This window comes from Sphingobium sp. (assembly GCF_035511395.1).
GTDB lineage: Bacteria > Pseudomonadota > Alphaproteobacteria > Sphingomonadales > Sphingomonadaceae > Sphingobium.
This window is the reverse complement of sequence record NZ_DATKFP010000363.1, coordinates 1-8,143: the sequence shown is the minus strand read 5'-3', so window position 1 is coordinate 8,143 and position 8,143 is coordinate 1. Positions and strand designations below refer to the sequence as shown.

9 protein-coding genes and 1 pseudogene are annotated in these 8,143 nt (G+C 63.1%); 1 reads left to right on the top strand and 9 read right to left on the bottom strand.

The annotated features are described in order from the left end of the window. Positions 1-668 (bottom strand): annotated as a pseudogene (locus VMR39_RS25075) (hypothetical protein); the annotation flags it as partial. A gap of 193 nt (positions 669-861) precedes the next feature. Next, complete coding sequence (locus VMR39_RS25070) at positions 862-1,113, bottom strand: hypothetical protein (protein ID WP_325420332.1); 252 nt, start codon at positions 1,111-1,113, stop codon at positions 862-864. A gap of 338 nt (positions 1,114-1,451) precedes the next feature. On the opposite strand from VMR39_RS25070, the gene VMR39_RS25065 reads away from it, so the two are divergent. Then, entirely contained in the window at positions 1,452-2,255 is an 804-nt protein-coding gene (locus VMR39_RS25065; protein ID WP_325420330.1) for a Crp/Fnr family transcriptional regulator, read from the top strand. Positions 2,256-2,291: 36 nt separating this feature from the next. Here VMR39_RS25065 and VMR39_RS25060 read toward each other — a convergent pair whose 3' ends face one another. From VMR39_RS25060 to VMR39_RS25030, 7 genes are all read right to left on the bottom strand, one after another. After that, on the bottom strand, positions 2,292-2,852 hold the full coding sequence (locus VMR39_RS25060) for a fasciclin domain-containing protein (protein WP_325420328.1): 561 nt from the start codon (positions 2,850-2,852) through the stop codon (positions 2,292-2,294). A gap of 83 nt (positions 2,853-2,935) precedes the next feature. Then, positions 2,936-3,607 carry an anti-sigma factor gene (locus tag VMR39_RS25055; protein ID WP_325420326.1) on the bottom strand — a complete coding sequence of 224 codons (672 nt, stop codon included), beginning with the start codon at positions 3,605-3,607 and terminating at the stop codon, positions 2,936-2,938. Positions 3,608-3,611: 4 nt separating this feature from the next. Continuing rightward, on the bottom strand, positions 3,612-4,181 hold the full coding sequence (locus VMR39_RS25050) for a sigma-70 family RNA polymerase sigma factor (protein ID WP_325420334.1): 570 nt from the start codon (positions 4,179-4,181) through the stop codon (positions 3,612-3,614). 113 nt (positions 4,182-4,294) lie between these two features. Beyond that, complete coding sequence (locus VMR39_RS25045) at positions 4,295-4,417, bottom strand: hypothetical protein (RefSeq protein ID WP_325420324.1); 123 nt, start codon at positions 4,415-4,417, stop codon at positions 4,295-4,297. Between the two features lie 22 nt (positions 4,418-4,439). Further along, complete coding sequence (locus VMR39_RS25040) at positions 4,440-5,780, bottom strand: Nramp family divalent metal transporter (RefSeq protein WP_325420322.1); 1,341 nt, start codon at positions 5,778-5,780, stop codon at positions 4,440-4,442. A gap of 28 nt (positions 5,781-5,808) precedes the next feature. Further along, positions 5,809-6,798, bottom strand: coding sequence for a ferritin-like domain-containing protein (locus VMR39_RS25035; RefSeq protein ID WP_325420320.1), 990 nt, complete (start codon positions 6,796-6,798; stop codon positions 5,809-5,811). A 27-nt stretch (positions 6,799-6,825) separates the two neighbouring features. Next, positions 6,826-7,782: a ferritin-like domain-containing protein gene (locus VMR39_RS25030; protein ID WP_325420318.1), complete on the bottom strand. Its 957-nt coding sequence runs from the start codon at positions 7,780-7,782 to the stop codon at positions 6,826-6,828. Positions 7,783-8,143: the final 361 nt, after the last annotated feature.

Below are 8,143 nucleotides of genomic sequence, written 5' to 3'. Positions count from 1 at the left end.
GCAAGGCCGTCCGTCAGCGCAGCAATGCCTTGGCTGAGTGCATCGCCCTGCGCTTCTATCGCCTCGGGCAGTGTGCCGGATTGGTCCTGCGCTCCGATCTGGCCGAGGAGAGCGGTAACCGCTGCCTGAAGGTTAGCCGCGGAGAATTCCACGGCGGCGACCAGCGGCGCGACTTCGGGCGACGGGGCTGCGGGGATAGTTGCTGCCGCTGCGGATGGTGACGCGGTCTCGGCGGCGGGCAAGCCGGCGTTGGGAATGGCGCCGCCGCTGCTACCCGTTGCCGCCTCGGCCGTTGGCGTTGGCGCTGGCGCTGGCGCGAACGCTGGAGCGTGTGGTTCTGTGATCGCCGCTTCAGGCGCCGATGGCGATGCGAACGAGCCCAAGGATGTGACAGCCTGCGGCAGCGGCAGGTCGTTGGCGGCCAATGTGACGGTTTCGAAAGGCGCGGCAAATGATGGTGAGGCCAGGATCGCCTGCGCCTCGCTCTCGTCGCGATGGCCATCATTCGGTTGGGCGAAAGTGGGAGTTGCCGACGACGGGGACAGAGACGCGCCGAACGCAAGAGGCGGCGCTGCCAACAATCCCAGGTCCTGCGCGCCGCTATGGGCTGATGTAGAGGCATCGGGTCGAACACCCAGCAGCCCCTTGGAGCGCGCCGTGATCAGCACGTTTCGAGCCTATTGGCGTGAAAAACCGATGTCATGAAGAACCTCCGGCTGTCCGGTGACGGAACGCGCGCCCAGGGCGGACGTTCATCCCTCGCACGGAAGCGGCGGGAGGCATCGCCGCTCCGGGCTGTGCAGTGAAAGACCCTGCCGAGCCGCCCGTTGCAGCGGGCGCTTCGGCAGGGTTCTTCATGGGTCAGCCGAAGAGGCCGTCGCCGTCCGTTTCGGAGACCGACTGGTTCATGCTGTCCAAGATCGAGCCGAAATCGAGCGCCGTGCCGATCGAGGTCGAGTCATGACTTTCATCCCACGAGCCGTCATCGTCGACGCTCTTGTCATAACTTTCGGTGGTCGCGACCAGGCTCAGGCCGCCATCGATGTCCAGCATCGAATCATTGCTGCTGGCGCTATCGCTATCGTTGCCAAAAAGGCCGGAAAGGATGGACATTTCTCATCTCCTTGTTGTGCAGTGACCGTTGCATGTCACGGTGAAGGAACGGGCGGGCGGCGGAAAAATATCCTAAGCCGCAGCTGGTACCGCCAGCCGATACATAGGCTGCTGACTTGATTTTAGTCATGTTCGGATGCGGCAAAATGGAAGCTGGGAAAGTCCCAGCCGTGCTATGATCCGTTTGCGTTCGCAGGCACAGATCTGGTTAACCAATCAGAAGGGCAACTTGAGCGGGATCAATTGCCCATCACGACGAACGGCACCGATACTGCGGTGGAAACAAAAAGAAATGTGGAGACGCTGCATCCGCTCGTGAAGCGATGCGTAACTCAATCATGATTGCTGACGCACTGTTCGCAGCGTCCGACGAGATCGTCCCGGCGCACCCCGTCCGAGAAGCCAGCAGGCTGACCAGGAAGTTGGAGGCTTTCCTGCCACTCAATGAGGAAGAGCGCGCGGCGCTCGACCATATCGCCGAACTCAACGTCCGACATTTTCCCGCCGGCAGTATCCTTGTCGAGCCTGACAGTCCGCTCCGCGAAGTGATGATCATGATGGAGGGATGGGCCGTCCGATCGAAACCGCATGACACGGGCCGCCAGATCGTGGCTCTGCATCTCCCGGGCGACATCTGCGATTTCAATGCGCTGCTTACGCGGCGCGCCGATTGCGGGATCGAGGCGGCCTGCGACGTGCGCGTGGCCTGCATCAATCATCGAATGATGAGCGACATCACCAAGCGCTTCCCGCGCATTGGCCAGGCCTTCTGGTGCGACTCGTTGAGCGCAGGGTCGGTGCAGCGCGAATGGACGGTCAATGTCGCGACGCGCAACGCCCGCGCGCGCATGTCGCATCTGCTTTGCGAACTGCACGCTCGCCTGTTCCTGACTGGCGAGGCCGATGAGAGTGGCTTTGACCTGCCGCTGCGACAGACCGATCTGGGCAATGCCTGCGGCCTGACGCCGGAAACGTCGAGCCGCGTGCTTGCGCGGTTGAAGGCGGACAGGTTGGTCCGGCTAAAGGACCGGCGGGTCGAGATCATGCAGGCGGGCGCTTTGCTGCTCTCGGGCGGCTATAATGCGCAATATCTGCATCTCAACCAGACGAGCGACGGCTTTCGCGCGATGTTCAAGGCCTGAGGGAGCCGACATCCCGCCGGCTCCGCGTCAGTCCGATCAGGGCATCAGCACTGTATCGACGACATGGATGATGCCGTTCGACTGCATGACGTTGGCGATGGTGATCTTCGCCTTGCCGCCCTTGGCATCGGTCAGCCACCAGGCGCCCGCCTTGTCTTTCCAGGCGGTCAGCGTTTCGCCCTGCACCGTCTTGAGCATCGCCTTGCCGCCATTGGCTTTAGCCTTGGCGGCAATGTCCATGGCGGTCATGCGCCCCGCCACGACATGATAGGTGAGGACGGACGAGAGCATCGCCTTGTTCTCGGGCTTGAGCAGCGTGTCGACCGTGCCGGCGGGCAGCTTGGCGAAGGCCGCGTTGGTGGGCGCGAAAACAGTAAAGGAACCGGGACCGGAAAGCGTGTCCACAAGGCCGGCCGCCTTGACTGCCGCGACCAGCGTAGTGTGATCCTTCGACTGCATGGCGTTTTCGACGATCGTCTTGGTTGGATACATGGCCGCGCCGCCGACCATGGGGTTCTTTGCCTGCGATGCGGTCGCACCGGTCAGCAGCAGGGCAGCCGCCGTCGTGGCGACCCAGAGGCGCTTGGTGGTCTTCATTGTCTGGCATCCTTCCTTGCATGCCGCCATCGTCGGGCGGCGCAGGAGATACGTGACGCGGCACGCCACGGATGCACCGGCGTTCAGAGAAGGGTGATCTTGCCCGTCAGGATCGGCGTGGAGGTCGGCGCGTCATGCGGGGCTGAAGCCGGGTCTTCCAGTGTGATCGCCAGCGTTACGCCATCCTGAAGCAGCGAGCGCAGGTCGGGAGCGATCCGCAGCGTTCGCTCCTCGTCATTGAGAAGACCGAGAGAGCGCGGCTTCCCGTCTGCCGGGATGACCCACAGCTCAGGGCTCTTTTGTCCGGTGGACAGCGATGCCGGGCTGATCCGCAAAACGCCCTGCTGGGGATCATAGGCCACAGCGAGCGTGGCTACGCCCTGCGTATTGGCCAATTGGGATATGCCGCTCGCCGGCGAAACGGGCGTTGGTGGCCGCACCACGATGAACAGCGCGAGACCTGCGGCGATAGTGGCCAGAAATAGCGCGCTTCCGCGCCAGAGGCGCAGATGTCGTGCGGCGGCATTATTGGCTGGCAAGCCGATCCGCGCCGCCACCGCATTCCATGTGCGGGCGGGCGCATCGGCTGGTGGGACAGTGTCGAGCAATGGCGAAAGGCGCAGGCTCCACGCCTCGACCGCCGCGCCAAAAGCCGGATCGGAAAGGCACAGGCGAAGGGCAGCCGCTCGCTCTTCGGCGCCCAATACGCCCAACGCCAGTTCGGCAGCGAACAGATCGCGGTCCTCTGGGGTCATTTCTTCAGTCATCGCCAAGGCAGGCTTTCAATTGCACCAGGCCCCGACGGACCCAGCTTTTGAGCGTGCCGACGGGAGTACCGTCATTGTCGGAGAGATGCTGATAGGTCATGCCGTCCATGAATATGCGCCGGATGGTTGCGGACTGGTTGTCACTGAGCCCTTCCATGCAGCCCAGCAGGCGACTTTTCTGTTCAGCATCCTCCAGGCTTGTGTCGGCCGACGGTGCGTCGTCCGCAGTTTCTGGCGCGCAGTCCGCCGGCAGCACCGCATGCCGACCCTCACGCCTGCACCAGTCAAGCGCGGCGTTACGCGCAATAATTGCCATCCAGCTGATCGGGCTGGCGCGGGCCGGGTCGAAAGATGCGGCTCGACGCCAAATCTTGACGTACACATCCTGCAACACATCTTCGGCCGCCTCTCTGTCGCAGCAAATACGTAGGCAAATGCCGAAGAGTTTCGCCGAGGTCATATCATAGATCAGCCGGAGCGCCGATTGGTCCTTCGCACCGGCCGATCGCAAGGCATCTACGAGGGCCGCGCGGGCGGTCGAGGGGCTCTGGCTGTATTGCATCGGCCTCTGTTTCCGCTCCCCTAGCCACAACGGACCTGCAGGATCAGGGCGCGGGCTTCGTCTATAACCCACCAGATCGCATTTTGGCGCATTACTCGCAAATAAAGTCCGGCTCAGCTGAAACTTCCAAGGGCAAGAATCGGCGCCAGCACGATGATGCAGCATCCAACGAATAGCCGGGTCGGCGTGGTCAGGCGTGAAACCGCAAGGCCGGTATAGTCTTCCACGATACGCATGATCGCATTCCTTTCGTAAAGCTCAGAGAAATTCGGTCAGCAGCTTGAGGTTGAGGATGATGATGATCGCCGATACAGCCCAGGCGCCGATCTTTAGCCGCGCGCTGTTGGCAAAACCGCCCATCAGGCCCCGGTCGCTGGTGAACTTGACCAGCGGCACCACGGCAAAGGGCAGTTGCAGGCTGAGGATCACCTGGCTCAGGATCAGCAACCGGGTCGTGCCCTCCGCACCATAGAGGATAGCGACGATCACGGCCGGAATGATCGCCATCAGCCGTGTCGCCAGCCGACGGACCCAGGGGGCAATCTTGAAGTCAACAAACCCCTCCATGACGATCTGGCCGGCCAGCGTGGCGGTGACTGTCGAGTTCTGGCCGGAAGCAAGCAGGGCGACCGCGAACAATGCGCTCGCACCGGCCGCGCCGAGGACTGGGGTCAGCAGGTCATAGGCCTGATGAATGTCGGCCACGTCGGTCCGCCCCGTGGCATGAAAGGCCGACGCCGCCAGGATCAATATGGCCGCGTTGATGAAGAAGGCGAAGCCCAGCGCCACCGTGCTGTCGATGGTTGCGAATTTGACCGCCTCCTTGAGACCCCGCTGCGTGCGCTCATAGCGGCGTGTCTGCACGAGCGAGCTGTGGAGATAGAGATTGTGCGGCATCACGGTCGCACCAAGGATGCCGATGGCGATGTAGAGCATCGCCGGATTGGTGGCGATCTGCGTCGTGGGGACAAAGCCCTTGGCCACGGCCGCCATATCAGGGCGTGAGAGTATGAGTTCGATCGCAAAGCAGCCGGTGATGACGATCAGCAGCGCGACGACGAAGGCTTCCAGCTGCCGGAAGCCGCGCTGGTGGAGCATGAGGATCAGCAGCACGTCGGCTGCCGTCAGACAGATACCCATCACCAGAGGGATGCCGAACAGCAGTTGCAGAGCGATAGCCGTGCCGATCACTTCCGCCAGGTCGCAGGCGGCAATGGCGATCTCGCACAATATCCACAACATGATGCGGACCGGCTTGCTATATTGCTGGCGGCAGGCCTGCGCCAGGTCGAGGCCGGTGACGATGCCGAGCTTGGCGGCAAGCGACTGGAGCAGCATCGCCATCAGGTTGGAAAAGAGGATGACCGACAGCAGCGTGTAGCCAAAGCTCGATCCGCCCGCGATGTCGGTCGCCCAGTTGCCAGGGTCCATATAGCCGACCGCCACCAGATAGCCCGGGCCGGCAAACGCGCCCAGCTTGCGCCAGAACTGTCCGACACCACCGGGCACGCGGACCGATCGATGCGCTTCGGGCAGGCTAGGTTGATGGCCTGTCGGGATCGGCTCGATCACGCTGTCTGCGGCTGGCGGTGGGGACATGGCTCTGGCTCCTGGCTGCGGCGGGGCGTCAGTTGGCGGCGCTGGTCTTGATGTTGCCGTTCAGGCCCGACGGGAAGAAGCCGCCGGCACTCTTGGCCGTCTTGTCGAGGTAGACGATGTTGAGCACCTGTCCGGTCGAGCGGCTGTAGGCTATGCCGTTGCCGTCTGCCGGCACGATGTTCGACTTGTTGTCGACCGTGCTGATGCCCTGGTCGAGGTCGGACGACCCATCGAGGCTGTCGCGCGCGTCGGAGATCTTGTCCGCCGACGTGCGCAGGGATGGCGCGTCGAGGCCCTTGCGATACAGGACCGTGCGGATAAGGCCCGCATGATAGGCCTCGGCCGCGAGAATACCGGCGGCCGCCTCGAGATAGGTCTTGTTGGAGATCAGCGGCGCGGCGCCCTTGTAGGCCGTGACGCCGACATCCTCGAAGACGAAGGCGCCGAGCAGGAAATTCTCGTCATTGGCATAAGGATCGAAGGCCTGGTTCGCGCTGATCAGTCCGGCCGCGCGGGCGGCGGCGGAAAAGGCGCTGGTCGATCCGCCGCTGACATCGATTGCCGGCTGCGCGACGGCCGATGAGCCAAGTTGCTGGCGCAGGAAGCGGACATGGGCGACCTCGTCGCCGGCGATTTCCGCGGCATATTGGGCGACGACCGGGTCGGTGAAGGTGACCTTCCGGCCGCCGGTGACGGCGCCCTGCGTTCCCGTCCCCGTGAGAAGGCTGGCATCCAGCCCGGTGCCAAGTGCGGCATAGGAGTAGAATTGCGCTTCCAGATATTCGAGCTGAAGCGCGAAATTCAGCACGTCCGCGTCGGTCACGGCGGGCGGCGTCGGGGTCGGAGTGGGTGTCGGCGCCGGGTTCATATTCTTGTCATCGTCGTCGCAGGCCGACAGCAGGCTGCCCGCCGATGCGATGACGGCGGCACTGCCCGCCAGCTTGAAGAAGCGGCGGCGTTCCTCGCGCCGTTGCGCGCGTGCCCCCAGCGCGGCCATGATGGCTTCATTATTGTCCATGTCGAATATCCTTTAAAAGGAGGTCGCTCAGTTGGCGGCGCTGGTGCGGATGGTGCCGTTGACACCGGACGGGAAGAAACCGCCCGATCCTACGGCCGCATTATTCAGATAGGCGATGTTGAGCACCTGTCCGGTGGAGCGGCTGAAGGCGATGCCGTTGTCGTCGAGCGGCACGATGTTGGAGGCCGTACCGATCGGCGAGATGCCCTGATCCAGATCGCTGGCGCCATCGAGGCTGTCGCGCGCACCGGAGATTTTGTCGGCTGACGTTCGCAAGGCCGGCGTCTCGATGCCCTTGCCGTAGAGCGTCGTGCGGACGATCGCGGCATGATAGGCCTCGACCGCCAATATACCCGCAGCCGCCTCCAGATAGGTCTTGTTGGTGATGAGCGGTGCGGCGCCCTTATAGGCCGTTACGCCCACATCTTCGAAGATGAAGGCACCGAGCAGGAAATTCTCGTCGCTGGCATAAGGATCGAAGGCCTGGCCCGCGCCGACCAGACCCGCCGCACGGGCGGCCGATGAGAAAGCGCCATTGGGATCGGTGCCGATGTCGATCGCTGGTTGCGCGACAGCCGCATTGCCCAGTTGCTGGCGCAGGAAGCGGACATGCGCGATTTCGTCGGCGGCGATTTCCCGCGCATATTGGGCGACGATCTGGTCGCTGAAATTGACTTGTCGCCCGCCCGTCACCGTGCCCTGCGTACCGCTGCCCGACAGGTCGCTGTTGGAGAGGCCTACGCCCAGCGCCGCGTAAGAGTAGAATTGCGCTTCGAGATATTCGAGATTGAGCGCGAAGTTCAGCACATCGGCATCGCTCACCGTCGCGCTCTGCCCGTAGGCGGGCGAGATGGTCATCGCCATCTGCATGCTGCCCGCGACGCCCGCCACGGCCGCCAGTGCGCGGAAAAATTCGCGACGCTGCTTGCGCCGCTCGCCTTGCTCACGCAGGCGTTCGAGTGTCCGATCGTCATCTTCGGTCATGGGATGGTCCTCCTGTGGGGCTGTCGCCGTGACATGCTCCATGCAGGTGAAGTCACGGCCAGCGCCCAAGGAGTGACCAACAGGTTCGAGCTTGGCTATTGGGGCGGAATACTAAGGGATCATACCCAAGCAACCAAAGCGCTCGACGAGTGTTTGTATGCGCGAAATTTTCAGGTCCGCTCACCGGAAAAATCATCTGCCGGTGCATCCGTCGCGTGACGGTTGCCGTAACTCCCGTCAGCTGGGTTGGCTTTACCGTAACCGGGAGCAGGCATGCAGGCTGAGGATGATCGGGCGCAGGGACCGCAAGCCGCGGCATTGATGTCGGTTCTCGAGCATATGCCGATGGGCGTCGGCATCT